The 24942-nt window shown below is 43.5% G+C and carries 17 protein-coding genes, 2 tRNA genes, 3 rRNA genes, 1 pseudogene and 1 riboswitch; of the genes and pseudogenes, 14 read left to right on the forward strand and 9 right to left on the reverse strand.

The genetic code is table 11. From position 1 onward, the window contains the following. Nucleotides 1–96 precede the first annotated feature (96 nt). Nucleotides 97–208, reverse strand: a riboswitch (TPP riboswitch). Nucleotides 209–703: 495 nt separating this feature from the next. From JI723_RS02150 to JI723_RS02175, 6 genes are read right to left on the reverse strand one after another with little or no spacing between them, the layout of a single operon-like run. Further along, nucleotides 704–1366 carry an HAD family hydrolase gene (locus tag JI723_RS02150; RefSeq protein ID WP_319069149.1) on the reverse strand — a complete coding sequence of 221 codons (663 nt, stop codon included), beginning with the start codon at nt 1364–1366 and terminating at the stop codon, nt 704–706. Between the two features lie 20 nt (nt 1367–1386). Then, entirely contained in the window at nt 1387–2403 is a 1017-nt protein-coding gene (locus JI723_RS02155; protein WP_070928508.1) for an ABC transporter ATP-binding protein, read from the reverse strand. Continuing rightward, entirely contained in the window at nt 2403–3221 is an 819-nt protein-coding gene (locus JI723_RS02160) for an ABC transporter permease (RefSeq protein ID WP_272581325.1), read from the reverse strand. Before JI723_RS02160 ends, JI723_RS02155 begins: the two co-directional genes overlap by 1 nt. Next, nucleotides 3208–4056: an ABC transporter permease gene (locus tag JI723_RS02165; RefSeq protein ID WP_233445789.1), complete on the reverse strand. Its 849-nt coding sequence runs from the start codon at nt 4054–4056 to the stop codon at nt 3208–3210. Before JI723_RS02165 ends, JI723_RS02160 begins: the two co-directional genes overlap by 14 nt. Nucleotides 4057–4112: 56 nt before the next feature. Further along, on the reverse strand, nt 4113–4931 hold the full coding sequence (locus JI723_RS02170; protein ID WP_272581324.1) for an alkaline phosphatase family protein: 819 nt from the start codon (nt 4929–4931) through the stop codon (nt 4113–4115). Between the two features lie 25 nt (nt 4932–4956). Then, nucleotides 4957–6009 (reverse strand): ABC transporter substrate-binding protein, encoded by a 1053-nt coding sequence (locus tag JI723_RS02175; RefSeq protein WP_070928515.1) that lies wholly within the window; start codon nt 6007–6009, stop codon nt 4957–4959. Between the two features lie 355 nt (nt 6010–6364). Here JI723_RS02175 and nudC point away from each other — a divergent pair, with 355 nt between their 5' ends. The 6 genes from nudC to JI723_RS02205 all read left to right on the forward strand — a co-directional run bounded on the left by nudC (nt 6365) and on the right by JI723_RS02205 (nt 10962). Then, nucleotides 6365–7144 (forward strand): NAD(+) diphosphatase, encoded by a 780-nt coding sequence (nudC, locus tag JI723_RS02180; protein ID WP_070928517.1) that lies wholly within the window; start codon nt 6365–6367, stop codon nt 7142–7144. Nucleotides 7145–7243: 99 nt separating this feature from the next. Next, nucleotides 7244–8308 (forward strand): uroporphyrinogen decarboxylase, encoded by a 1065-nt coding sequence (hemE, locus tag JI723_RS02185; RefSeq protein ID WP_070928519.1) that lies wholly within the window; start codon nt 7244–7246, stop codon nt 8306–8308. Between the two features lie 136 nt (nt 8309–8444). Continuing rightward, the gene (gene nfi / locus JI723_RS02190) at nt 8445–9116 is read left to right on the forward strand and encodes a deoxyribonuclease V (RefSeq protein WP_272581322.1); all 672 of its coding nucleotides are present in this window, start codon (nt 8445–8447) and stop codon (nt 9114–9116) included. 74 nt (nt 9117–9190) lie between these two features. Further along, nucleotides 9191–9778, forward strand: coding sequence for a YjaG family protein (locus JI723_RS02195; protein WP_337979751.1), 588 nt, complete (start codon nt 9191–9193; stop codon nt 9776–9778). 198 nt (nt 9779–9976) lie between these two features. Beyond that, nucleotides 9977–10249: an HU family DNA-binding protein gene (locus JI723_RS02200; RefSeq protein ID WP_004924821.1), complete on the forward strand. Its 273-nt coding sequence runs from the start codon at nt 9977–9979 to the stop codon at nt 10247–10249. Between the two features lie 53 nt (nt 10250–10302). Beyond that, nucleotides 10303–10962, forward strand: a complete 660-nt coding sequence (locus JI723_RS02205; protein ID WP_272581320.1) for a DUF1481 domain-containing protein — start codon at nt 10303–10305, stop codon at nt 10960–10962. A gap of 241 nt (nt 10963–11203) precedes the next feature. On the opposite strand, the gene purD is transcribed toward JI723_RS02205, so the two are convergent. Beyond that, complete coding sequence (purD, locus tag JI723_RS02210) at nt 11204–12487, reverse strand: phosphoribosylamine--glycine ligase (RefSeq protein ID WP_140182952.1); 1284 nt, start codon at nt 12485–12487, stop codon at nt 11204–11206. Nucleotides 12488–12504: 17 nt separating this feature from the next. Next, a complete protein-coding gene (gene purH / locus JI723_RS02215; protein ID WP_337979752.1) occupies nt 12505–14094 on the reverse strand; it encodes a bifunctional phosphoribosylaminoimidazolecarboxamide formyltransferase/IMP cyclohydrolase in 1590 nt (529 codons plus the stop codon). A gap of 739 nt (nt 14095–14833) precedes the next feature. Here purH and JI723_RS02220 point away from each other — a divergent pair. The 5 genes from JI723_RS02220 to rrf all read left to right on the forward strand — a co-directional run bounded on the left by JI723_RS02220 (nt 14834) and on the right by rrf (nt 20114). Continuing rightward, a 16S ribosomal RNA gene (locus JI723_RS02220) occupies nt 14834–16373 on the forward strand. A 67-nt stretch (nt 16374–16440) separates the two neighbouring features. After that, nucleotides 16441–16517: transfer RNA gene (locus JI723_RS02225), tRNA-Ile, on the forward strand. Between the two features lie 135 nt (nt 16518–16652). Continuing rightward, nucleotides 16653–16728: transfer RNA gene (locus tag JI723_RS02230), tRNA-Ala, on the forward strand. A 226-nt stretch (nt 16729–16954) separates the two neighbouring features. Beyond that, nucleotides 16955–19859 (forward strand): 23S ribosomal RNA (locus JI723_RS02235). 139 nt (nt 19860–19998) lie between these two features. Then, nucleotides 19999–20114, forward strand: a 5S ribosomal RNA gene (gene rrf, locus JI723_RS02240). The 16S, 23S and 5S rRNA genes sit together here with 2 tRNA genes alongside, the layout of an rRNA operon. Before the next feature lie 119 nt (nt 20115–20233). Here the strand turns inward: rrf and JI723_RS19970 are convergent. Further along, nucleotides 20234–20335 (reverse strand): annotated as a pseudogene (locus JI723_RS19970) (YfiM family lipoprotein); the annotation flags it as partial. A 330-nt stretch (nt 20336–20665) separates the two neighbouring features. On the opposite strand from JI723_RS19970, the gene metA reads away from it, so the two are divergent. The 3 genes from metA (at nt 20666) to aceA (ending at nt 24914) form a co-directional block, all read left to right on the forward strand. Next, the gene (gene metA, locus JI723_RS02245) at nt 20666–21595 is read left to right on the forward strand and encodes a homoserine O-acetyltransferase MetA (RefSeq protein WP_070925815.1); all 930 of its coding nucleotides are present in this window, start codon (nt 20666–20668) and stop codon (nt 21593–21595) included. Between the two features lie 364 nt (nt 21596–21959). Further along, nucleotides 21960–23558: a malate synthase A gene (gene aceB, locus JI723_RS02250; protein WP_272581350.1), complete on the forward strand. Its 1599-nt coding sequence runs from the start codon at nt 21960–21962 to the stop codon at nt 23556–23558. 48 nt (nt 23559–23606) lie between these two features. Further along, the gene (aceA, locus tag JI723_RS02255) at nt 23607–24914 is read left to right on the forward strand and encodes an isocitrate lyase (RefSeq protein ID WP_070925811.1); all 1308 of its coding nucleotides are present in this window, start codon (nt 23607–23609) and stop codon (nt 24912–24914) included. The last annotated feature ends 28 nt before the right edge of the window (nt 24915–24942 follow it).

Genomic DNA, 24942 nt, shown 5'->3' on the forward strand with positions numbered 1-24942 from the left:
CGTTGTGCGTTAATTTTGCGGTACTATTAGTTTCGCCATATTGCTAGTTTTTTCATCAACCTAAAGGTGAGCGGCGAAACAACCAAAATTAGACGCTAAATGATTACTCTTGTTCCCTTCGCGGGTATTAACCCGATCAGGTTCCGCGGATCCCGAATTAACGGTCTCAGCCCGTGGTTTACACCACTGAGCACTCCGACAAGAGATCCCAGTATAGTGTTCTCCCCATTATTCTCAAGCGTTTTCCTCGTCATCATTCATACGATAAATGCGTTGGCCGCGCTCAGCTACCCAAGTCACATACTTGTGTATGCACTCCTTGGGATATCTTTACTTGTCTTTCCTCGTCATCATTCATACGATAAATGCGTTGGCCGCGCTCAGCTACCCAAGTCACATACTTGTGTATGCACTCCTTGGGATATCTTTACTTGTCTTTCCTCGTCATCATTCATACGATAAATGCGTTGGCCGCGCTCAGCTACCCAAGTCACATACTTGTGTATGCTCCTTGGGATATCTTTACTTGCCGCCTTTTTCTCGAATGAATGATTTAGAGGAAATGACATATGTGTGATTTAGAGGAAATGACATATGTGTGATTTAGGGGAAATGACATATGTGTGATTTAGGGGAAATCACATATCTATGGGCTAGAGACAAATCATATTTAAATAATGGTGTATTCAAACTAAAAATAAGGCTATAAGTGCCAACGATACTGCCGCCAATTATTTTCTTCTGCGGCTTGTTGTAGCTTTTGATCGCCATTAACAATAAACACTTCATCGGCAAATTGACACATTGGCAGATCATTGGCGGAGTCGGTGTAAAAATAACAATAAGCATCAGTGATTGGCTGGTGGCTGATCCATTGCAATAACCGTTTAACTTTGCCTTGCTTGAAGGTGGGAATACCTTCTATTTCAGTCGTATAACAACCATTTTGTTGTTTAATATCAATCCCCATGGCCACGTCAGCACCAAAGCGTTGAGCGACTTTCTTCACAATAAATGAAACAGTTGCAGAGATCACTATGATCGGGATCGCTTGTTGCCGATAATGTTCTAAAGTGCGGATCCCCTCTGGGTACATTCGAGGGATGATCACTTCATCGATAAAATCATCTAGCCATGAATCAATTTTTTGAGTGGTGATACCTGACAGCGCTTGTAAGCTAAACCGCAGGTATGTCGTCATATCAAGTGTGCCCGCGTTATATTGAGCCATCATCTGTTTATCAGCCTCAACAAAACGTGGGTCGGTGATCACCTGTTTGTCCCATAAGTATTGTGTCCACAATACGCTGCTATCTCCTTCGATTAAGGTGTCATCTAAATCAAAAATAGCCAATTTATTATGCATTGTATTCCTTTCCATTTCGGCTAACTGAGCGCACGAATTTCATTTTTATTGAACATTAACTCGAGTCGTGTACCGGGTTCAAATAAACGCTCCGATGAACGGTTAAGTAAATCGACAGTCATGTTGCCCACTTGGGTATTCACTGAATAACGAATAATATTGCCTAATAGTTGGTGGTCAACAATGATGGCATCAACAGGGTGTGAAATATGATCGCCATAGTGACGGCCCGCTTCTTTAACATAAATGGATTCAGGGCGAATAGCGAGTGTGCCTTGCAAATTCAGGCCGAGTAATGCGTTAGCCTTTTCCGCTTCAACAAGATTATAGTTGCCCATAAAGCGGGCGACAAATTCACTTGCAGGCTGAGTATAAATATTTTCGGCGGTATCGCTTTGGATAATCGCCCCTTTATTCATTAAAAAGATGCGATCAGACATGATCATGGCTTCATCCTGATCATGAGTAACAAAAATGGTGGTCAGTTTGAGTTCGCGTTGAATGTGACGGATCTGTTGGCGTAAGTGTTTACGAATACGTGCATCAAGTGCAGAAAGGGGTTCATCAAGTAACAAAATCTGAGGTTTCATCACTAAAGCACGCGCTAAGGCTACGCGCTGACGCTGACCGCCAGAAAGTTGATGAGGAAATTGTTGCTCTTTGCCTTGTAATTCCACCATATCGATCACTTCGGCAACGGCTTTTTTACGCTCGCTATTCTCCACTTTGCGCATTTTCAAACCAAAGGCAATGTTGTCTTCAACCGTCATATTTGGGAACAAGGCATAACTTTGAAAAACCATCCCAACCCCACGTTGCTGAGCGGCTTGCTGGGTAATGTTTTTACGGTTGATATACAGTTCACCGTTATCAGGTTGTTCAAGGCCGGCAATGCAACGTAATAATGTTGATTTTCCACAGCCACTTGGTCCTAATAGAGTGATGAACTCACCTTTTTCAATCGTAAATTGGATATTTGAGAACACTTGGTTTTGGCCGAAGGATTTAGTTAAATTTTCAGCAATCACATAACTCATTATTCATCTCCAGAACGACTCATACGAGTCGCTAGCCAAGTCAGTAGTAGAGTAAATAGGAAATAGGACATCACTAACGCAGAGGTAAAGTGGCCGCTGGTTTGACGCATGTTAAACAGGTAAATTTGTAATGTTTCATAACGGGTGCCGACTAAAATATTGGCAAATACGAACTCACCCATTAAAAATGAAAATGAAATTAGCAAAGAGACTAATAATCCTTTGCGGATATTCGGCAATATGATCAATAAAAAGGCTTTAAAAGTACTTGATCCTAGTAAATGTGCTGCATCCATCAAATCATGTAAATTAATGCCTTGGAAGCTATTCGCCAGTGCGCGGTACATAAAAGGTAATGTGATAGTGAAGTATGTGCCAATTAGGATCCACGGGGTACCCACTAACATAAAAGGCTCATCGGCAAAAATTTGTAATAGCCCGACGGAGGAAACGACAGGGGGAATAGCAAATGGTAGGATGATCAATAAATCCATCAATCCTTTTAGTTTTGGGAATCGATAGAACACCGCGAAGGTCATCGGCAAAATGACTAAGGTGCTAATCAGTAATGTGCCAAAACAAATAATCAATGAACGGCCAAAGGCGAGTAAAAATCGCGGATCTTGCCATAGCTGTAGATACCATTTTAGCGATAAAGCATCAGGCAGTATGGTTGCTCCCCATTGTGTTGCAATGGAATAAATAAAGGTTGCAACAATGGGTAGCGCAAGCACACTGACGACACTAATCAGAATTAATTTATGCAGCCACAGTCCTGAGTTGTGGCTTGTTTTTGTTGTCATGCTATGACTTGGCATGGTAGCTCCGTTTTAACAGCCAATGATGAATGGCAGTAATAAACCCTAGGATCATGATCAGCAGTACCGATAATGCAGCTGCCATATTGGGTTCTAAATAGAGATCACCTGAAACAAGGCTGGCTATACGGATCGTGACAAGATTGTAATTGCCACTTGTCAGTGCATATGTACTTGCATAAGCACCTACCGCATTAGCAACTAAAATAATAAATGTTCCCAATAATGCAGGTGCAATGACAGGAATGCCTACTTTGCACCAATAAGAAAACTTGCTCGCCCCCATGGTTTTGGCGGCATCTTCCCATTCAGGTTTTAAAGCATCAAAAGCGGGGTAAAGTAATAAAATCCCAAGTGGAATTTGGAAGTAGATATACAACACCATGAGCCCACTAGCGCTGTAGATATTGAAATCTTCAATAATCCCCCATGCTTTAAGCTGTAGGGTAATTGCCCCGTTAAATCCTAAAATAATAATAAAAGCAAAGGCTAACGGGACTCCACTAAAGTTACTTGCCATGGTCGTGAAAGAGATCATCATGCTGCGAATTTTGCCCTGCATTTTATAAATTGAAAATGCAGTCACAGCAGAGATTAGCAGGCCAATCACACTACAAATAATCGATAACCACATAGTGTTTTCAAAAGCTTGCAGATAAAAATCGTTGCTAAAAATTTCAAGATAATTTGCAAAAGACCAACTCTCTTCATAGATAAAGCTATTCACGAATACCCAAATCATGGGAGCAATTTGGAATAAACAGAACAGGATCAGAAAAGGTAGCGTTAGCAGAGCAGCTTGCCAGTGAAAACGTGAAAAATATTTTTTGTACATCGCTATTTTTCCTTGTTGATGGCTTGCTTGCTGGTAGCGAGTACTGATGTCAGCCATTATTTGTCTCCTGCCAATAGCTCGTTACAGATATTTTTATCTACATAGTCAACACCGAGCAGGGCACAAACGGTTCCACAAAGCGCAGTTTGTTCTACACGACATGCTGCTTGGTGTGAAAAGCGTTCGCCAATAACAAACAATGGAACGGAACGTTCTTCAGGGAGGGTACCACCGTGACTATGGTCATTATTCATTCCATGATCACTGGTGATGATGATCTGATAGCCTTGTTCAATCCATGAAGGTAAGTAATTAGCTAAAATAATATCTGCTTTACGTGCACTATTACGGTATTGTGACGAATCCAGCCCAAATTTATGGCCTGTATCATCAATATTCATCGGGTGGATGAGTAAAAAGTCAGGTAGATATTGAGTACGAAGGTATTCAGCATCAATAAATAAGTGGTCATCTGGATAATGATCAGCTTGGTAAAAGCAACCGTGTTGAATGGCGAGTTGCTTATCGTTGGTAAAACGATCCCGCGTAGCAACGAAAGGAGATCGATTGTACAGCTCGCTAACCCAGTAGTAGGCGGCGGCAGCCGTGGTCTTTCCTGCTTTTTGTGCTAACGAAAAAATACTGTCAAAGTGAGAAAGTCGAACAATCTCATTATTAACAATACCGCTATTGACGGGGGCAATACCCGTTAAGATACACTCATACAATGGGCGTGACATGGAGGGAAGCTCGCACTCCATTTTATATAATGTTGCGCGATCAGCTTCGATAAGGCCATTAAGATAGCCCATGCAATGATGGGCTACTTGATAGCTCAGGCCGTCTAGAACAACAAGTATGACTTTATCAGACATGAGACAATAAATTCCTGAATATGTATTATTGCTGGTGGATTAGCACCTGTTGTTGCCACATTTTTGGTAACGTGCGAGAGGATTTTTCCCAGCCATCGCCATCTTTAATTGGATGAACATTTTTATATTGCTCATCAGGTAGTAGTTTGGCTTTAATATCTTCAGGAAGCGTTAGGTGTTCCGCTCGAATCGGGCGTGCGTAACCTTCTGCTAAATTGATTTGTCCCTTATCACTAAAGATAAATTCACGAGCCAATTTTGCCGCGTTTGGGTTTTTGGCATATTTATTAATAATGGTGGTGTAACCAGAAATGACTGAACCGTCAGAAGGAATGATGACAGTAAAGCGGTCACGATTGATTTGATCGCGGTAATTTAATGCGTTGAAGTCCCAAAGAATGCCAACCTCAACTTCGCCTTTTTCAATATTGGCCACAGTTGGGTCATTAACAGAAAGACGTTTTTGTTTCGCTAACTCAGCAAAAAATGCGATTGCCGGTTGTAGATTATTTTCATTACCGCCGCGTGCAAATGCTGCGGCTAATACCGCATTATTAGCTTGAGCAGCAATACCGACATCACCAACGGTCACTTTATATTTTCCTTTGAGTAAGTCGTCCCAACTTTTGGGCGCATCTTTGACTAATTCATTATTAATCATGAAAGCGATGGTACCGGTATAAGCAAGTGCCCAATGGCCTTCTTTATCTTTTGCCCAGTCAGGAATTTGTGACCATGTGGTGGGTTTATAGGGCTGAGTTACACCTTTTAGTACAGCTACTGGGCCAAATGAGGCTCCCACATCGCCAATATCAGCTGTTGCGTTATTTTTTTCTGCGGCAAACTTAGCAATTTCTTGAGCAGAGCTCATATCCGTATCTTGATGCTTTAATCCATAGTTTTTTTCAAGATCTTGCCAAGTCCCTTTCCAGTTAGCCCATGTATCTGGCATGCCAACGCTGTATACTTGACCTTCTTTTTTCGCTGCATCGATCAGTGAAGTTAAATCGGTATCTGCTGCTAAGGCAAGACTTGAAGTAGTTAACGAAATCAAAACCGCAGGTACGATAGCTTTCATGTTGTCTCTCACTATAGAGGAGTCGTATTGGTTAGTTAGCATGCTAGTTATCCAACATGACAGTGAGTTGACGGTTTTGTGACGCTTTTTATACTCGTTATACTTTTAGTTGCCGCGTTGTTGAACTGCGCTCACTCGCGCAAGTCACATCGTTTCTATGCTCCTAGAATCTCGTTTGCTTGTTGCCTAGCGGCCCCTCGAATTATTTAGGGTGTAGATACTGCGAAGAAACTGTCTAAAAAATGTCAAAAAGGATCATGAAAAGTGATTAAGTAAAATGACTAGATTACATCAGGTAAAAAAAGCGTATCTTATATAGAGATAAAATCATTTAAATCAATATACGATGTAAAAAATGCAAAAAATAACATTAACTGGAACAGAAACAGGTTGGTGGTTTGTTTGTTTCGCTGGGCGCTTGTGGTTGCCGCAAGGTGATGTCCCGAGAGGAACCGCCAGTCATTGGTCTTTATCAGGTAAGATAGCGACGCCTATCGGTGAATGGCAAGGGGAAACAGTTTGGTTGATTGCTGAAAAAATGCCAACGGATATGGCTTCACCTCGCTTAGTCACTTCGCAGGATGAAGGTTTATTTCGCTTAGCAGGGAGAGGCGTTCAACTCGCCGAGTTTTATCGTTCTCACCGCTATTGTGGCTATTGTGGTACCGCGATGCGTCATAGTACATCCGAGTGGGCATGCCTTTGTGATCATTGCCATGAGCGTTATTACCCCCAAATCGCCCCTTGTATTATTGTCGCTATTCGCCGTGGTGATCATATCTTATTGGCACAACATCGTCGTCATACGCAAAATCCACTTTTTACCGTATTGGCGGGCTTTGTTGAGGTCGGTGAAACGCTAGAAGAAGCGGTTGCACGCGAAGTCATGGAAGAAAGCAGTATTAAAATTAATAATATTCGCTATGTCTCTTCCCAGCCTTGGCCTTTCCCCCATTCGTTAATGATGGGTTTTTTAGCTGACTATGAAAGCGGTGAAATCAATGTCGATCCCAAGGAGTTATTAAATGCTGCGTGGTATCACTACAATGATCTTCCCAAGATCCCACCCGGTGACACGATAGCGAGACGTTTAATTGAGGATACAGTGGCATTATGTCGCCAAGAGGACTATTGATATACCAATTTGCTTAGGCGCTGATATTGTTATGCCTATCATGCTACAATAGCCGCTCTTAGCCATTTGCGGCGGCCACTGATTATAATGGAGTAAATAATGACTGAGTTGAAAAATGACCGCTATCTACGTGCCCTGTTGCGCCAACCAGTAGATACCACCCCTGTATGGATGATGCGTCAAGCAGGGCGTTATCTACCAGAGTACAAAGCAACTCGTGCTCAGGCTGGTGATTTTATTGCTCTGTGCAAAAATACTGAGCTTGCATGTGAAGTGACACTTCAGCCATTACGCCGCTTTCCATTAGACGCTGCTATTTTGTTTTCAGACATTTTAACTATCCCTGATGCGATGGGGCTAGGGCTATATTTCGAAACTGGTGAAGGCCCTCGTTTTGAAAAACCAATAACCCGTTTTGCTGATATCGAAAACCTTCCTGTTCCTGACCCTGAAATGGAGCTGGGATATGTTATGAATGCAGTGAGAGCCATCCGTAAAGCGCTCAATGGTGATGTTCCTTTGATTGGTTTTTCAGGTAGCCCATGGACATTGGCCACTTATATGGTTGAAGGGGGAAGCAGTAAGGCCTTCACTAAAATTAAAAAAATGATGTATGAAGACCCGAATGCACTGCATCTTCTACTCGATAAACTCGCTGATAGTGTGATCTTATACTTAAATGCACAAATACGTGCGGGTGCACAGTCCGTGATGATTTTTGATACTTGGGGCGGCGTGCTCACTAAGCGTGATTACCTCCAGTTCTCTCTTAACTATATGCATAAAATCATCAATGGTTTAGTACGTGAAAACGAGGGGCGCCGCGTGCCTGTAACTTTGTTTACTAAAGGTGGCGGTCAGTGGTTAGAAGAAATGGCTGCAACGGGGTGTGATGCATTAGGACTTGATTGGACAACTGAAATTGCTGATGCGCGTCGTAGAGTCGGGGATAAAGTTGCTCTACAGGGCAATATGGATCCATCTATGTTATATGCACCGCCAGCACGCATTGAAGAGGAAGTGCAAAATATATTGGCTGGCTTTGGCCACGGCAACGGGCACGTCTTTAATTTAGGTCATGGTATTCATCAAGATGTTCCACCTGAGCATGCAGGTACATTCGTTGATGCAGTACACCGGTTTTCTCGCCAATACCATCAATAATTGATCGGTTTTTATAACGGTGTATTAGGAGCTGTTGGTTTTTACAACGAGAAAGGTCAGCAGTTCCTATGTTTCTTGTAAGTGCGCTGTTATCTTCTATCATTAATCTTTAAACATATTACGCGTTGTATTTGCTATGGTTATAGATACTCAAAGATTACGGCAACAGCAAGCCGATAAAGCACAGCTTATTATTCTAGATGATAGTGATATCCAGCCTGCTTTTATTGGTGGTGCAGACGTTGGGTTTGAACAACAAGGAGCGATAACGCGAGCCGTGATCGCTGTATTGTCATGGCCTGACCTACAGCTGGTGGAGTATCAAATAGCACGAGTGCCAACAACATTACCCTATATACCGGGATTGTTATCTTTTCGTGAAGTCCCAGGATTGATGGCCGCTTGGCAACAATTGCAACAGAAACCCGATATTGTATTAGTGGATGGTCAAGGCATCGCTCATCCTCGGCGTTTTGGTGTGGCTTGTCATTTTGGTTTGCAGGCAAATATTCCAACAATTGGGGTGGCAAAAAGCCGATTGTATGGTGAGTACGCGCCTGTTGATGAAGAAAAAGGCAGTTTTCAGCCATTGACTCATTGCGATGAACAATTGGGATGGGTACTAAAAAGTAAAAAACGTTGTAATCCTTTGTTCATTTCACCGGGTCATAAAGTGAGTATTTACTCATCCCTCAAATGGGTCGAACGCTGTTTGCGAGGTTATCGACTACCTGAGCCAACACGATTTGCTGATGGAATAGCCTCAAACAGACTACTTTTTGAGCGAATGAATGAGAAATACAGCTAATTATCAGCAAAATATGTGGCATTGGCAGTTTTTCAGGTAAACTGCGAGGTATTGAGATTGATGAGTCTGAAATTATGTTGAGAAATCCCATTCATTTGAGGTTGGAAAAATTAGAAAGCTGGCAACATGTCACTTTTATGGCGTGTTTGTGCGAAAGAATGTATCCCAACTATCAAATGTTTTGTCAGCAAAGTGGTTTTGCTGATACGAAGGCGTTTCGATCGATTCTTGATCTGGTGTGGGAAACGTTAGTCATAAAAGATAGCAAAGTTAATTTCGACAGCCAGTTAGAGAAATTGGAAGAAATTATTCCTTCAGCAGATGATTTCGATATTTATGGCGTTTATCCTGCTATTGATGCTTGTATTGCTTTAGGTGAAGTCATTCACTCAAAACTGAGCGGTGAAACCCTTAGTCATGCAATTGCAGTTAGTGAAGCATCAATTCGTACCGTGGCCATGCTCGAAATGACGCAAGCCGGTAAGGAAATGTCAGAAGAAGAACTTAAAGAATTATCCTCTATCGAGGAAGAATGGGATATCCAGTGGGAAATTTTCCGTTTACTGGCAGCCTGTGAAGAGCGAGACTTAGAGTTAATTAAAGGATTAAAATCTGACCTCCGTGAAGCGGGGGTGAGCAATATTGGCATTACAATAGGCTAAATTGACGTTTTCAATGATCAAAACGTGACTTAGCACAGTAATGCTGATGACTAAGACTTCACATTTGCCCCTAGACTGGTCTACATTTAGGGGCGAGAAGAGAAGTGGCTATCGGGGCGTGTATCAGGGGTGTCAATTTGGCATATCCGACGCACTCGATGCTTAGCAAACGATAAACACACTGTGTAAGGATAATTTATGAACAAGACTGAATTAGTTGATGCTATCGCAGAATCAGCAGACCTGACTAAAGTACAGGCTAAAGCAGCATTAGAATCAACTCTGAATGCTATTTCAGAAACGCTGAAAAAAGGCGAGCAAGTACAACTGGTCGGTTTCGGTACTTTCAAAGTCAGCCACCGTGCAGAGCGTACCGGTCGTAACCCGCAAACTCGCGAAGAAATCACTATCCCAGCAACTAACGTTCCAGCTTTCTCTGCCGGTAAAGCACTGAAAGAAGCAGTAAAATAATAAAGTTGCAAGCAATGATCACCAAGAGGGGTATTAGAAGACCCCTTTTGTTCATGCGAAAAGGGCTGCTGGTATTGGGAGTTCTCTCAATGCTCAGCGCCTGTTCCTCTCGTTCCCAATTTCCTGAATTTAGTGCTAGTGGATTTATTGCCGATGATGGCGTGATCCGCATGTGGCGTCTTAATGACGCAAAAGACAACCCCCAAGTACTGATGGTCGTGTATAGCCCTTATAAAGGCACAGATACTTCAGTCAATTTCTTTGAATATCGCTCAGGCCAGCTCTGGCAAATTCGTAGCCAAATTCTAAATGCAGGCCAGCAACAAATTATGGAACAGTTGCGATTTGATAAGAATGAGAATGTCATTTTTATGCAGCGAGTCGAAAAAGAGCAAAAAACCGCACTTTCACAAGATGAAATTATCCGTTGGCAATTCGAAGCTAAACGCATTCTCGATATTAATACCGCGTTAGTCGTTGGTGGGGTTCAACTTTATCAAGGCCGCTGGTCACAAAATCAAGTCGTGACTTGTGATGGTGATATTAAGAAAGTTGAGTTTGAACCTTATGCACAGAACTGGCTGGAAAGCCGAGCTAAGGTTTGGCATAAGCAATTGAATATTGCTTGGCTGGAGGCCCCAGAAGGTAATCAGCTTTTAATGGTAGCGGATACGGATTTTTGCCGCTGGCAACCGAGTAAAGATTCGTTATAACCTCACCGCTCGTCGTCTTTCGCATCCTAACGTTGTTGGCTTCAACAACTCACCTTAGTCACATAGTTATCTATGCTCCTAGGGATAAGTTACTTTGCCGCCTAGTTAGGCTACGAAATACTTGGAGCTTTTGCCTGTTAGTAAAAAACAAAACCTAACAGAAAAATGCAATAAAAAAGCTGATAAAGCGGTTTTGTTGAAACCTTTTTATCAGCTTAGTGTGCTTAGCTTTTTGTGATCGCTACTTCAAACGTGCAATGGCGCGGTAACCAATGTCTTTACGGTAAAAACTGCCATCCCAATGGATATTTTCTGCCGCTTGGTAGGCTTTTTGCTGTGCTTGAGCAATATCATTACCGAGGGCTGTGACACACAGCACACGACCGCCGGCTGTCGTCACTTCACCCTCTTTTAGCTTTGTACCTGCATGGAACACTTTACTATCAGCAGCGTCTTTTGTTGGTAAGCCATGGATCACATCACCGTTATGATAGTCGCCAGGGTAACCACCCGCGGCAATAACAATACCTAATGCAGGGCGCTCATCCCATGATGAATCTTTACCTGCTAGCTCACCTTTTGCTCCAGCAAGACATAATTCAACGAGATCAGATTGTAGGCGCATCATAATTGGCTGAGTTTCAGGATCACCAAAACGACAATTAAATTCGATAACTTTTGGATTGCCTGCTTTGTCAATCATTAGGCCTGCATAGAGAAAACCTTGATAACGATGACCTTCTGCATCCATCCCTTTAACAGTGGGATAGATAACTTGTTCCATAACGCGTTGGTGGATCTCATCTGTCACAACAGGAGCGGGTGAATATGCCCCCATACCTCCGGTGTTGAGGCCTGTATCACCGTCACCTACACGCTTATGATCTTGGCTGGTTGCCATTGGAATGACATTCTCACCATCCACCATCACAATAAAACTTGCCTCTTCGCCATCCAGAAATTCTTCAATAACGATACGATGACCTGCATCGCCAAATGCATTGCCTGCAAGCATATCTTTTACGGCATCTTTGGCTTCAGCTAGTGTCATTGCAACGATGACACCTTTACCCGCAGCTAGGCCATCAGCTTTGATTACGATTGGTGCGCCGACCTTATCTAAATAAGCGAGCGCAGGTTCAACTTCCGTGAAGTTTTGGTAATCGGCAGTTGGTATTTTATGGCGAGCTAAAAAGTCTTTGGTGAATGCTTTAGATCCTTCTAGCTGAGCCGCGCCCTGTGTTGGGCCAAAAATAGTTAATCCAGCGCTCTGGAATGCATCAACAATACCAATCACTAATGGCGCTTCAGGACCGACGATGGTTAAACCAATCTGCTTATCTTTTGCAAATTGCAGTAAGCCATCAATGTCAGTTGCCGCAATATCAACATTCTCAAGTGCGGATTCTAATGCTGTTCCTGCATTACCGGGAGCAACATAAACTTTATCTGCAAGTGGTGATTGAGCCGCTTTCCATGCTAGAGCGTGTTCACGGCCACCGCCACCAATAATTAAAATATTCATACTTAAACTCCAGATTATTAATGGCGGAAATGACGCATATTAGTGAAAATCATCGCGATACCATGCTCATTAGCGGCATCAATTACTTCATTATCACGAATTGACCCACCAGGCTGGATAACACAAGTGACGCCGACAGCAGCCGCTGCATCAATACCATCACGGAATGGGAAAAATGCATCTGATGCCATCGCACAACCAGCAACTTCTAAACCTTCATCAGCAGCCTTGATACCTGCGATTTTCGCAGAGTATACGCGACTCATCTGCCCTGCACCGATACCAATAGTCATATCATTTTTGGCATAAACAATTGCATTCGATTTAACGAACTTAGCCACTTTCCAGCAGAACAAGGCATCTTTAAATTCACGCTCAGTAGGCTGGCGCTTAGTGACAACGCGGAGATTGTCTTGTTCGACCATACCTAAATCACGATCTTGTACTAATAAACCACCATTAACACGCTTAAAATCTAGGCCTGCAACAGGCTTATCCCACTCACCACAAGTGAGGACACGGACATTTTGCTTAGTGGCTAATACAGAAAGTGCGTCAGTCGCTACTGTTGGAGCGATGATCACTTCAACAAACTGGCGTTCGATGATGGCTTCTGCGGTTGCTTTATCAAGCATACGGTTAAATGCAATGATGCCTCCAAATGCAGAAGTTGGATCTGTTTTAAATGCACGGTCATAAGCTGCATGAAGATTATTGCCAATAGCGACCCCACACGGATTAGCATGTTTTACGATCACACAAGCTGGCTCTTCAAAGGATTTAACACACTCTAAGGCAGCATCGGTATCAGCGATATTATTATAAGATAAAGCTTTGCCCTGAATTTGTGTAGCAGTAGCGATAGACGCTTCTTTTGGATCTTCTTCTATATAGAATGCGGCATCTTGATGGCTATTTTCACCGTAACGCATATCTTGTTTTTTAATAAAGTTTAAATTCAAGGTACGTGGGAAACGGCCAGATGGTTGAGTGGTGTCGCCATAGTATGGTGCAACCAACTCGCCGAAATAGTTGGCAATCATGCTGTCATACGCTGCCGTATGCTCAAACGCTTTAATCGCAAAGTCAAAACGTGTAGACCAATTTAATGAATTATTATGATTATCGAGCTCTTCAATAATTTTTTCATAGTCATTGCTATTAACCACAATGGCAACATCTTTATGGTTTTTTGCCGCAGAGCGAACCATTGTTGGCCCACCAATATCGATATTCTCAACGGCATCTTCTAATGTACAGCTAGGTTTTGCGACAGTTTGTGCAAATGGATATAAGTTAACGACGACCATATCAATGGGCTGGATGTCATGTTGTTGCATGATCTCATCATCGGTACCACGGCGACCTAAGATCCCACCATGCACTTTAGGATGCAGTGTTTTGACGCGGCCATCCATCATTTCAGGGAAACCTGTATAGTCTGAAACTTCAGTGACTTTTAAACCTGATTCGGCGAGCAGTTTTGCAGTTCCACCCGTAGAGAGCAGTTCAACACCTCGTTGAGAAAGCGCCTTAGCGAATTCAACAACACCTGTTTTATCAGAAACACTTAGCAGGGCACGACGAATTGGACGAAGCTGTTGCATGAGATAGATCCCTTGGATATTGAAAGCAATAAAACCGTAACAGTGAGTTTAAAGAATAAAGGCTTTTCTTATATACCTATTTACTATTGCTGCTGTGTGATTACATCGACATGGTTATAGATATAGAAGAAGCCACTACAATTTCAGACCATAAAAAGAAAATCAACGATGAATTTTCAGGCTAATTGTAACGCAAACGTTTGCGTAATGCGCGATATATTTCAATTATTTTTATTGTCGTGGATAACTTTGTGTATAACTCTGTATAAACACCGCTTTTGCTGTGTAATGCAGCAGTTGAATAAAAAAATGCAAAAAAGGGGTTGCCAGAATTTTCTGACTCCCTATAATGCGCATCCACTGACACGGCAAGCCGCTCCGGTGGTGAGGTTTGAAAAATAACCCCGATGACAGTTGAGGTGAAAAAAGAAAGAAAAGTTGAAAATAATTACTTGACTTTCTGATAGAAAAACGTAGTATACGACACCTCGCGACAACGACCTAAGTGATTAAATCCTAGGAAGTTAATTGATAAAAATTATCAAAATGTCGCAACGCTCTTTAACAATTTATCAGACAATCTGTGTGGGCACTCACAAGACACTATCAAAAAAATATTTGATTTTAAAGTCTTGAAGAGTGACTAACACGTTAATTCATATACATATGAACTAATAGGTAATCTGGTTTCTTCGGAAATCAGGCGACAGTAAAACATTCTTTGAGCATCAAACACTTTTAATTGAAGAGTTTGATCATGGCTCAGATTGAACGCTGGCGGCAGGCCTAACACATGCAAGTCGAGCGGTAACAGGGGAAGCTTGCTTCTCGCTGACGAGCGGCGGACGGGTGAGTAATGTATGGGGATCTGCCCGATAGAGGGGGATAACTACTGGAAACGGTGGCTAATACCGCATAATCTCTTAGGAGCAAAGCAGGGGAACTTCGGTCCTTGCGCTATCGGATGAACCCATATGGGATTAGCTAGTAGGTGGGGTAATGGCTCACCTAGGCGACGATCCCTAGCTGGTCTGAGAGGATGATCAGCCACACTGGGACTGAGACACGGCCCAGACTCCTACGGGAGGCAGCAGTGGGGAATATTGCACAATGGGCGCAAGCCTGATGCAGCCATGCCGCGTGTATGAAGAAGGCCCTAGGGTTGTAAAGTACTTTCAGTCGGGAGGAAGGCGTTGATGCTAATATCATCAGCGATTGACGTTACCGACAGAAGAAGCACCGGCTAACTCCGTGCCAGCAGCCGCGGTAATACGGAGGGTGCAAGCGTTAATCGGAATTACTGGGCGTAAAGCGCACGCAGGCGGTTGATTAAGTTAGATGTGAAATCCCCGGGCTTAACCTGGGAATGGCATCTAAGACTGGTCAGCTAGAGTCTTGTAGAGGGGGGTAGAATTCCATGTGTAGCGGTGAAATGCGTAGAGATGTGGAGGAATACCGGTGGCGAAGGCGGCCCCCTGGACAAAGACTGACGCTCAGGTGCGAAAGCGTGGGGAGCAAACAGGATTAGATACCCTGGTAGTCCACGCTGTAAACGATGTCGATTTGGAGGTTGTGCCCTTGAGGCGTGGCTTCCGGAGCTAACGCGTTAAATCGACCGCCTGGGGAGTACGGCCGCAAGGTTAAAACTCAAATGAATTGACGGGGGCCCGCACAAGCGGTGGAGCATGTGGTTTAATTCGATGCAACGCGAAGAACCTTACCTACTCTTGACATCCAGAGAACTTAGCAGAGATGCTTTGGTGCCTTCGGGAACTCTGAGACAGGTGCTGCATGGCTGTCGTCAGCTCGTGTTGTGAAATGTTGGGTTAAGTCCCGCAACGAGCGCAACCCTTATCCTTTGTTGCCAGCGATTCGGTCGGGAACTCAAAGGAGACTGCCGGTGATAAACCGGAGGAAGGTGGGGATGACGTCAAGTCATCATGGCCCTTACGAGTAGGGCTACACACGTGCTACAATGGCGTATACAAAGAGAAGCGACCTCGCGAGAGCAAGCGGAACTCATAAAGTACGTCGTAGTCCGGATTGGAGTCTGCAACTCGACTCCATGAAGTCGGAATCGCTAGTAATCGTAGATCAGAATGCTACGGTGAATACGTTCCCGGGCCTTGTACACACCGCCCGTCACACCATGGGAGTGGGTTGCAAAAGAAGTAGGTAGCTTAACCTTCGGGAGGGCGCTTACCACTTTGTGATTCATGACTGGGGTGAAGTCGTAACAAGGTAACCGTAGGGGAACCTGCGGTTGGATCACCTCCTTACCATTGAAGTGTTTTTGTGAAGTGTTCACACAGATTGTCTGATGAAATAGAGTCAACGGTATCATATAGGCTTGTAGCTCAGGTGGTTAGAGCGCACCCCTGATAAGGGTGAGGTCGGTGGTTCAAGTCCACTCAGGCCTACCAAAATCGAATGAATGCTACGTTGTATCTCAGCTCGTTTACCTAGTGTAAACGTCGCTAAGCTACGCCTTGCCTTAATTCGATTTCGTTTTTAATCACACCGATTAAAGACGGCGATGATACTGTCAAACCTGTTATGGGGCTATAGCTCAGCTGGGAGAGCGCCTGCCTTGCACGCAGGAGGTCAGCGGTTCGATCCCGCTTAGCTCCACCATAATACTTTTGAATTATTCAGAATAGATTAGTTAATTAAATAGTCTATTGCGAATAATTATGCTCTTTAACAATCTGGAACAAGCTGAAAATTGAAAACAACGCACATTGTTTATCGCTTAAACAATGTGAGAGTCTCTCAAAAATCTCAACTTGAAGATGTCGTCAACAGACAGAAACCGTCGGGTTTCGTGTCGACTGACAAAAAAGACACCTTCGGGTTGTGAGGTTAAGCGACTAAGCGTACACGGTGGATGCCTAGGCAATCAGAGGCGATGAAGGACGTGCTAATCTGCGATAAGCGTCGGTAAGGTGATATGAACCGTTATACCCGACGATTTCCGAATGGGGAAACCCAGTGCAATTCGTTGCACTATCGTTTGATGAATACATAGTCAAACGAAGCGAACCGGGGGAACTGAAACATCTCAGTACCCCGAGGAAAAGAAATCAACCGAGATTCCCCTAGTAGCGGCGAGCGAACGGGGAGCAGCCCAGAGTCTTAATCAGCATCAGCATCAGGAGAACGGTCTGGAAAGTCCGGCAGTAAAGGGTGATAGCCCCGTATCCGAAGGTGTTGGTGTTGTGAACTCGATGAGTAGGGCGGGACACGTGTTATCCTGTCTGAATATGGGGGGACCATCCTCCAAGGCTAAATACTCCTGATTGACCGATAGTGAACCAGTACCGTGAGGGAAAGGCGAAAAGAACCCCGGCGAGGGGAGTGAAATAGAACCTGAAACCGTGTACGTACAAGCAGTGGGAGCACCTTTGGGTGTGACTGCGTACCTTTTGTATAATGGGTCAGCGACTTATATTCTGTAGCAAGGTTAACCGTATAGGGGAGCCGTAGGGAAACCGAGTCTTAACTGGGCGAATGAGTTGCAGGGTATAGACCCGAAACCCGGTGATCTAGCCATGGGCAGGTTGAAGGTTGGGTAACACTAACTGGAGGACCGAACCGACTAATGTTGAAAAATTAGCGGATGACTTGTGGCTGGGGGTGAAAGGCCAATCAAACCGGGAGATAGCTGGTTCTCCCCGAAAGCTATTTAGGTAGCGCCTCGTGAACTCATCTTCGGGGGTAGAGCACTGTTTCGACTAGGGGGTCATCCCGACTTACCAACTCGATGCAAACTACGAATACCGAAGAATGTTATCACGGGAGACACACGGCGGGTGCTAACGTTCGTCGTGAAGAGGGAAACAACCCAGACCGCCAGCTAAGGTCCCAAAGTCATGGTTAAGTGGGAAACGAAGTGGGAAGGCTCAGACAGCCAGGATGTTGGCTTAGAAGCAGCCATCATTTAAAGAAAGCGTAATAGCTCACTGGTCGAGTCGGCCTGCGCGGAAGATGTAACGGGGCTAAACCATGCACCGAAGCTGCGGCAGCGACATTTAGATGTTGTTGGGTAGGGGAGCGTTCTGTAAGCCTGCGAAGGTGTGCTGTGAGGCATGCTGGAGGTATCAGAAGTGCGAATGCTGACATAAGTAACGATAATGCGGGTGAAAAACCCGCACGCCGGAAGACCAAGGGTTCCTGTCCAACGTTAATCGGGGCAGGGTGAGTCGACCCCTAAGGCGAGGCAGAAATGCGTAGTCGATGGGAAACAGGTTAATATTCCTGTACTGGTGATAATTGCGATGGGGGGACGGAGAAGGCTAGGCTATCCGGGCGACGGTTGTCCCGGTTTAAGGATGTAGGCAGGTGAATTAGGCAAATCCGGTTCACTACATGCTGAGGTCTGATGACGAGTCACTACGGTGATGAAGTAGCTCATGCCCCGCTTCCAGGAAAAGCCTCTAAGCTCTAGATTATCATTAATCGTACCCCAAACCGACACAGGTGGTCAGGTAGAGAATACTCAGGCGCTTGAGAGAACTCGGGTGAAGGAACTAGGCAAAATGGTGCCGTAACTTCGGGAGAAGGCACGCTGGCGCTAGGTGAAGTGGTTTACCCATGGAGCTGAAGCCAGTCGCAGATACCAGCTGGCTGCAACTGTTTATTAAAAACACAGCACTGTGCAAACACGAAAGTGGACGTATACGGTGTGACGCCTGCCCGGTGCTGGAAGGTTAATTGATGGGGTTATCCGTAAGGAGAAGCTCTTGATCGAAGCCCCAGTAAACGGCGGCCGTAACTATAACGGTCCTAAGGTAGCGAAATTCCTTGTCGGGTAAGTTCCGACCTGCACGAATGGCGTAATGATGGCCAGGCTGTCTCCACCCGAGACTCAGTGAAATTGAACTCGCTGTGAAGATGCAGTGTACCCGCGGCAAGACGGAAAGACCCCGTGAACCTTTACTATAGCTTGACACTGAACATTGAGCCTTGATGTGTAGGATAGGTGGGAGGCTTTGAAGTGTGGACGCCAGTCTGCATGGAGCCAACCTTGAAATACCACCCTTTAATGTTTGATGTTCTAACGTTGCCCCGTGATCCGGGGTGCGGACAGTGTCTGGTGGGTAGTTTGACTGGGGCGGTCTCCTCCCAAAGAGTAACGGAGGAGCACGAAGGTTGGCTAAGCATGGTCGGACATCATGCGGTTAGTGCAAAGGCATAAGCCAGCTTGACTGCGAGAGTGACGGCTCGAGCAGGTACGAAAGTAGGTCTTAGTGATCCGGTGGTTCTGAATGGAAGGGCCATCGCTCAACGGATAAAAGGTACTCCGGGGATAACAGGCTGATACCGCCCAAGAGTTCATATCGACGGCGGTGTTTGGCACCTCGATGTCGGCTCATCACATCCTGGGGCTGAAGTAGGTCCCAAGGGTATGGCTGTTCGCCATTTAAAGTGGTACGCGAGCTGGGTTTAGAACGTCGTGAGACAGTTCGGTCCCTATCTGCCGTGGGCGTTGGAAGATTGAAAGGGGCTGCTCCTAGTACGAGAGGACCGGAGTGGACGCACCACTGGTGTTCGGGTTGTCATGCCAATGGCATTGCCCGGTAGCTAAGTGCGGAAGAGATAACCGCTGAAAGCATCTAAGCGGGAAACTTGCCTTGAGATGAGTCTTCCCTGACTCTTTAAGGGTCCTAAAGGAACGTTTAAGACTAAGACGTTGATAGGCTGGGTGTGTAAGCGTAGCGATACGTTGAGCTAACCAGTACTAATGAACCGTGAGGCTTAACCTGACAACACCGAAGGTGTTTTAGAGAGATTGAGTTGTTTTTGCGTAGTGAGAAGCCGAAAGGTGAGGGACACGCAGCTTGTTTGAGATTGAGGTTCTGGTTTGCGTTGAGATAACTGCAAACGGGAACGAAACAGAATTTGTCTGGCGGCAATAGCGCGGTGGTCCCACCTGACCCCATGCCGAACTCAGCAGTGAAACGCCGTAGCGCCGATGGTAGTGTGGGGTCTCCCCATGTGAGAGTAGGGAACTGCCAGACATTAAATTAGTGAAGAAGCCACCCAATGGGTGGCTTTTTTGCGTTTGGGAAGAAATATTTTAGCGCTTTGTGAGAAGTGATTTGGTGAGATAAAGTGCGATAAAGCTATAAAGAGATAACTATTTCATTGTGTTATACAGACTATAACCCGCGACGGCACCGGCAACATCATAAGCAAAGTCATGCCAACTCCATCCTATATCTTCTGGATCGCTGCTATAAGCCGTATTTTTTGATGTCTAATACTATTCTAACGTAGGGTTATTATTAATTAGTTATAACGGCGGCTTCTTTTCTCTTTTATCCCCCATATACTATATAAGAAAAAAATCTAATAATCTTTGAATTATATAAAGTAATAACCATTCATATTATATGATTATAATCAATCGGTTATGTTTATGTTATATTTTTGGACATAGGTAGTTTTCTACTAATTACTTGAAATTATTTCAATTTGCCCTGAAAGACTCGACAAGTGTTACAACATTCGCTAGATTATTTAGCATTCTAGAAGTCTAAACGTATAAATGTATAAAAGGGGATGAATGATGCCAATTCGTTTACCAGATGAGTTGCCAGCGGTAAATTTCTTACGAGAAGAGAATGTTTTTGTCATGACAACGACGAGAGCAAGCTTGCAGGAGATCCGCCCCTTGAAAGTATTGATACTTAATTTGATGCCTAAAAAAATTGAGACTGAAAACCAATTTTTACGTTTGTTATCTAATACTCCGTTACAAGTTGATATTCAACTCTTGAGAATTGATCAACGTGAATCCAAAAATACGCCAACGGAACATTTAAATACGTTTTATTGTGATTTTGAAGATATCAAACAGCAAAACTTTGACGGATTAATTGTTACAGGTGCCCCTTTAGGATTGGTTGAATTCAATGATGTGGCTTATTGGCAGCAAATAGAAAAAGTGATTCATTGGGCGAAAGAGCATGTTACTTCAACGTTATTTGTTTGTTGGGCTGTACAAGCTGCTCTTAAGGTTCTTTATGATCTACCAAAGTGGACACGTGAAGAGAAGCTATCAGGGATCTATCAGCACGAAACATTAGAACCTTTTGCTCTATTAACCAGAGGGTTCGATGCTACATTTTATGCACCACACTCTCGTTATGCTGATTTTCCAGAAGAGCTGATTCGTAAGCACACTGATTTAGATATATTAGCGAGCTCTCAAGAAGCTGGCGCATATTTATTTGCTTCTAAAGATAAGCGGCTGGCATTTGTAACGGGTCATCCTGAATATGATGGTGACACTTTAGCACAAGAATATTATCGTGATGTTAATGCAGGAATTTCACCAAATATTCCATGTAATTATTTTAAAGACAATAATCCGGAAAACCCTCCCATTATTAGTTGGAGAAGTCATGGCCACTTACTTTTTTCAAATTGGTTAAATTATTTTGTGTACCAGATCACACCATTCGATCTTTCTCACATGCAACCTACATTAGATTAAATTAAAAATTAATAACTAATAAGCTTATATTATTTGGACTTAATATTCAGAAAGTCACGTATTTATAGATATAAAAATTAATATTTTATAGTGGATAGACATAAAAGCAGCCTAAAAATGGCTGCTTTTTTGTTTTTCAATATAAATTGACCAAAATTTGTTTCTTATACAACACATTGATTTAACGTATATTTAACATTTTTTTAGGTTTAAAAGGAATTGGTGGTCATAATTTGTTTGTAATTAAATCTCTTTAAAAACAAATATATATGGTTAGTTTTTATTAAAATGGAAACCGTTTTTGATTTATTTTTATTTTGAGTTAATCTTAATTCTATCGGCAGATAAGAATGAGGATTGACCTATGGAGCAGCAGTTATCAACATCGACCTTAACATTTATCAATAGCTTTAATCAGCAGGATAGCAGGGTGTTAACAGCTGAAGCTATTGTATTTCTTTCTGAATTAGTAGAGAAGTTCGCAGCTCAAAGAGAATCACTATTACAAGAGCGCCTAGTCAGACAGAAAAAAATTGATTCGGGTATTCTTCCTGATTTTATTTCAGAAACTCATTCCATTAAAAATGACAATTGGAAGATTCAAAATATACCTGAGGATTTACAAGATCGTCGTGTTGAGATCACTGGGCCTGTTGAACGAAAAATGGTGATAAATGCACTTAATGCAAATGTTAAAGTTTTTATGGCCGATTTCGAAGACTCGCTTTCTCCATCTTGGGATAAGTTGATCGATGGTCAAATAAACTTAAGTGATGCTATACGAGGAGATATTTCGTATACCAATGAAAACGGTAAAGTCTACCAACTCAAGTCAGATCCTGCGGTTTTAATTGCTCGAGTAAGGGGTCTGCATTTAGATGAGAAGCATGTTCTATTTGAAGGCAAGCCTATCCCAGGTGGATTATTTGACTTTGCTCTCTACTTTTTTCACAACTACGCCACCTTATTAGAGAAAGGTAGTGGTCCTTATTTTTATATACCTAAACTTGAATCTTGGCAGGAAGCTAAGTGGTGGAGCGATGTATTTAGTACCGCAGAAGATACTATGGGTCTACCACGTGGAACGATTAAAGCAACCGTTTTGATAGAAACATTGCCGGCTGTTTTTCAAATGGATGAGATTTTGTATTACATGCGCCACCATATCGTTGGACTAAATTGTGGCCGTTGGGATTATATTTTTAGTTATATTAAAACGTTAAAAGAGCATTCAGATAAGGTTCTACCTGACCGGCAGGTCGTGACGATGACCCAATCATTCTTAAGTGCATACTCTCGCTTGTTGATCAAAACATGTCATCGTAGGGGCGCTTTTGCTATGGGGGGAATGTCTGCGTTTATTCCAAGTAAAGATGAAGAAGAGAATAAAGCGATATTAGCTAAGGTTAAGGCGGATAAAGAGCTTGAGGCGAGTAATGGTCATGATGGCTCATGGGTAGCTCACCCAGGGCTGGCTGATACTGTAATGAATGTATTTAATCAAGCATTTGGTAGTCATAAAAATCAGCTGCATGTTTTACGTGAAACGGATCCAGAAATTAGTGCTCAAGAGCTATTACAGCCTTGTGAAGGAGAAAGAACTGAAGAAGGCATGCGAGCGAATATTCGAGTGGCCGTTCAGTATATCGAAGCATGGATTTCAGGTAATGGTTGTGTCCCTATTTATGGGCTAATGGAAGATGCCGCAACAGCTGAGATTTCTCGTACTTCTATTTGGCAGTGGATACGTCATGGTAAATCGCTTTCAAATGGTGAAAAGGTTACTAAGGCACTTTTTGAAGAAATGCTAGATGAGGAACTGCAAGTGATTCAAAAAGAGCTTGGTGATCAACGCTTCCAGAATGGGCGTTTTCGTGAAGCCGCGGATTTAATGCGAAGGATCACTACACAAGATGAGTTAATTGAATTTTTAACCATTCCTGGTTATCAACTTATTGATTAATAGAACATAAAAACATCCGAATTACCCTACATTATAAGGAATATTAACATGACGATATCACGCGCAGAGCAGATAACCCAATTAGAAAATGAATGGAAAAAAGCACGTTGGAAAGGGATATCTCGTCCTTATAGCGCTGAAGAAGTGGTGAAGCTGCGTGGGTCAGTGAATCCTGAACATACTTTAGCGACTAAAGGTGCGCTGCGATTATGGGATCAACTGCATGGCAATTCTAAGAAAGGTTATGTGAATGCACTCGGTGCATTAACGGGTGGTCAAGCGTTGCAGCAAGCGAAAGCAGGTATTGAAGCGATCTATCTTTCAGGCTGGCAAGTTGCTGCTGATGCGAATACCGCATCAAGTATGTATCCTGATCAATCATTGTACCCTGTTGATTCTGTGCCATCAGTGGTGAAAAAGATTAATAATACTTTTCGTCGAGCAGATCAGATCCAGTGGGCGAATGGTATTGGTCCTGAAAACAAAGAGTATATCGATTTCTTTTTGCCCATTGTGGCTGATGCGGAAGCTGGGTTTGGTGGCGTACTCAATGCGTTCGAATTGATGAAAGGCATGATTGAGGCGGGTGCCGCCGCTGTACACTTTGAAGATCAATTAGCCGCAGTTAAAAAATGTGGTCATATGGGAGGGAAGGTACTGGTTCCTACACAAGAAGCGGTGCAAAAATTGGTTGCTGCACGTTTAGCTGCTGATGTTTCTGGGGTGCCTACGATCCTCATCGCGAGAACGGATGCGGACGCGGCAGATCTATTAACATCTGATTGTGACCCTTATGATGCGGACTTCATTACGGGCGAAAGAACTAATGAAGGTTTTTTCAGAACTAATGCGGGAATTGAGCAAGCAATCAGTCGTGGATTGGCATACGCTCCTTATGCTGATTTAGTATGGTGTGAAACATCGAAGCCTGATTTAGAAGCGGCTCGACAGTTTGCCGAAGCTATTCATGAACAATATCCAGGTAAATTATTGGCTTATAATTGCTCTCCTTCATTTAACTGGAAGAAAAACTTGGATGACGCAACAATTGCCCGTTTCCAAGATGAACTTTCGGCAATGGGGTATCGCTTCCAATTCATTACACTCGCGGGTATTCACAGTATGTGGTTTAACATGTTTGATTTGGCACACGCTTATGCCCAAGGCGAAGGAATGAAGCATTACGTTGAGAAAGTGCAAGAACGTGAGTTTGCTGCAATTAAGCAAGGCTATACTTTCTCTTCGCATCAGCAAGAAGTCGGGACAGGCTACTTCGATAAAGTCACGACAGTGATCCAAGGTGGAGCATCATCGGTTACGGCACTAACAGGCTCAACGGAAGAAGAGCAGTTCTAATTAAGCCAAGTATGCTTTTCTTTTGTTC

Origin of the sequence: Providencia manganoxydans, from assembly GCF_016618195.1 — a bacterium.
Lineage (GTDB): Bacteria > Pseudomonadota > Gammaproteobacteria > Enterobacterales > Enterobacteriaceae > Providencia > Providencia manganoxydans.

Coding starts and splice junctions, on each gene's coding strand:
- JI723_RS02195 (WP_337979751.1), top strand. CDS start 9,191: ATGTTGAGAAATCCCATTCATTTGAGGTTGGAAAAATTAGAAAGCTGG.
- JI723_RS02165 (WP_233445789.1), bottom strand. CDS start 4,056: ATGTACAAAAAATATTTTTCACGTTTTCACTGGCAAGCTGCTCTGCTA.
- aceA (WP_070925811.1), top strand. CDS start 23,607: ATGACGATATCACGCGCAGAGCAGATAACCCAATTAGAAAATGAATGG.
- JI723_RS02155 (WP_070928508.1), bottom strand. CDS start 2,403: ATGAGTTATGTGATTGCTGAAAATTTAACTAAATCCTTCGGCCAAAAC.
- purD (WP_140182952.1), bottom strand. CDS start 12,487: ATGAATATTTTAATTATTGGTGGCGGTGGCCGTGAACACGCTCTAGCA.
- aceB (WP_272581350.1), top strand. CDS start 21,960: ATGGAGCAGCAGTTATCAACATCGACCTTAACATTTATCAATAGCTTT.
- JI723_RS02175 (WP_070928515.1), bottom strand. CDS start 6,009: ATGAAAGCTATCGTACCTGCGGTTTTGATTTCGTTAACTACTTCAAGT.
- purH (WP_337979752.1), bottom strand. CDS start 14,094: ATGCAACAGCTTCGTCCAATTCGTCGTGCCCTGCTAAGTGTTTCTGAT.
- JI723_RS02160 (WP_272581325.1), bottom strand. CDS start 3,221: ATGCCAAGTCATAGCATGACAACAAAAACAAGCCACAACTCAGGACTG.
- JI723_RS02150 (WP_319069149.1), bottom strand. CDS start 1,366: ATGCATAATAAATTGGCTATTTTTGATTTAGATGACACCTTAATCGAA.
- nfi (WP_272581322.1), top strand. CDS start 8,445: ATGGTTATAGATACTCAAAGATTACGGCAACAGCAAGCCGATAAAGCA.
- nudC (WP_070928517.1), top strand. CDS start 6,365: ATGCAAAAAATAACATTAACTGGAACAGAAACAGGTTGGTGGTTTGTT.
- JI723_RS02170 (WP_272581324.1), bottom strand. CDS start 4,931: ATGTCTGATAAAGTCATACTTGTTGTTCTAGACGGCCTGAGCTATCAA.
- metA (WP_070925815.1), top strand. CDS start 20,666: ATGCCAATTCGTTTACCAGATGAGTTGCCAGCGGTAAATTTCTTACGA.
- hemE (WP_070928519.1), top strand. CDS start 7,244: ATGACTGAGTTGAAAAATGACCGCTATCTACGTGCCCTGTTGCGCCAA.
- JI723_RS02200 (WP_004924821.1), top strand. CDS start 9,977: ATGAACAAGACTGAATTAGTTGATGCTATCGCAGAATCAGCAGACCTG.
- JI723_RS02205 (WP_272581320.1), top strand. CDS start 10,303: ATGCGAAAAGGGCTGCTGGTATTGGGAGTTCTCTCAATGCTCAGCGCC.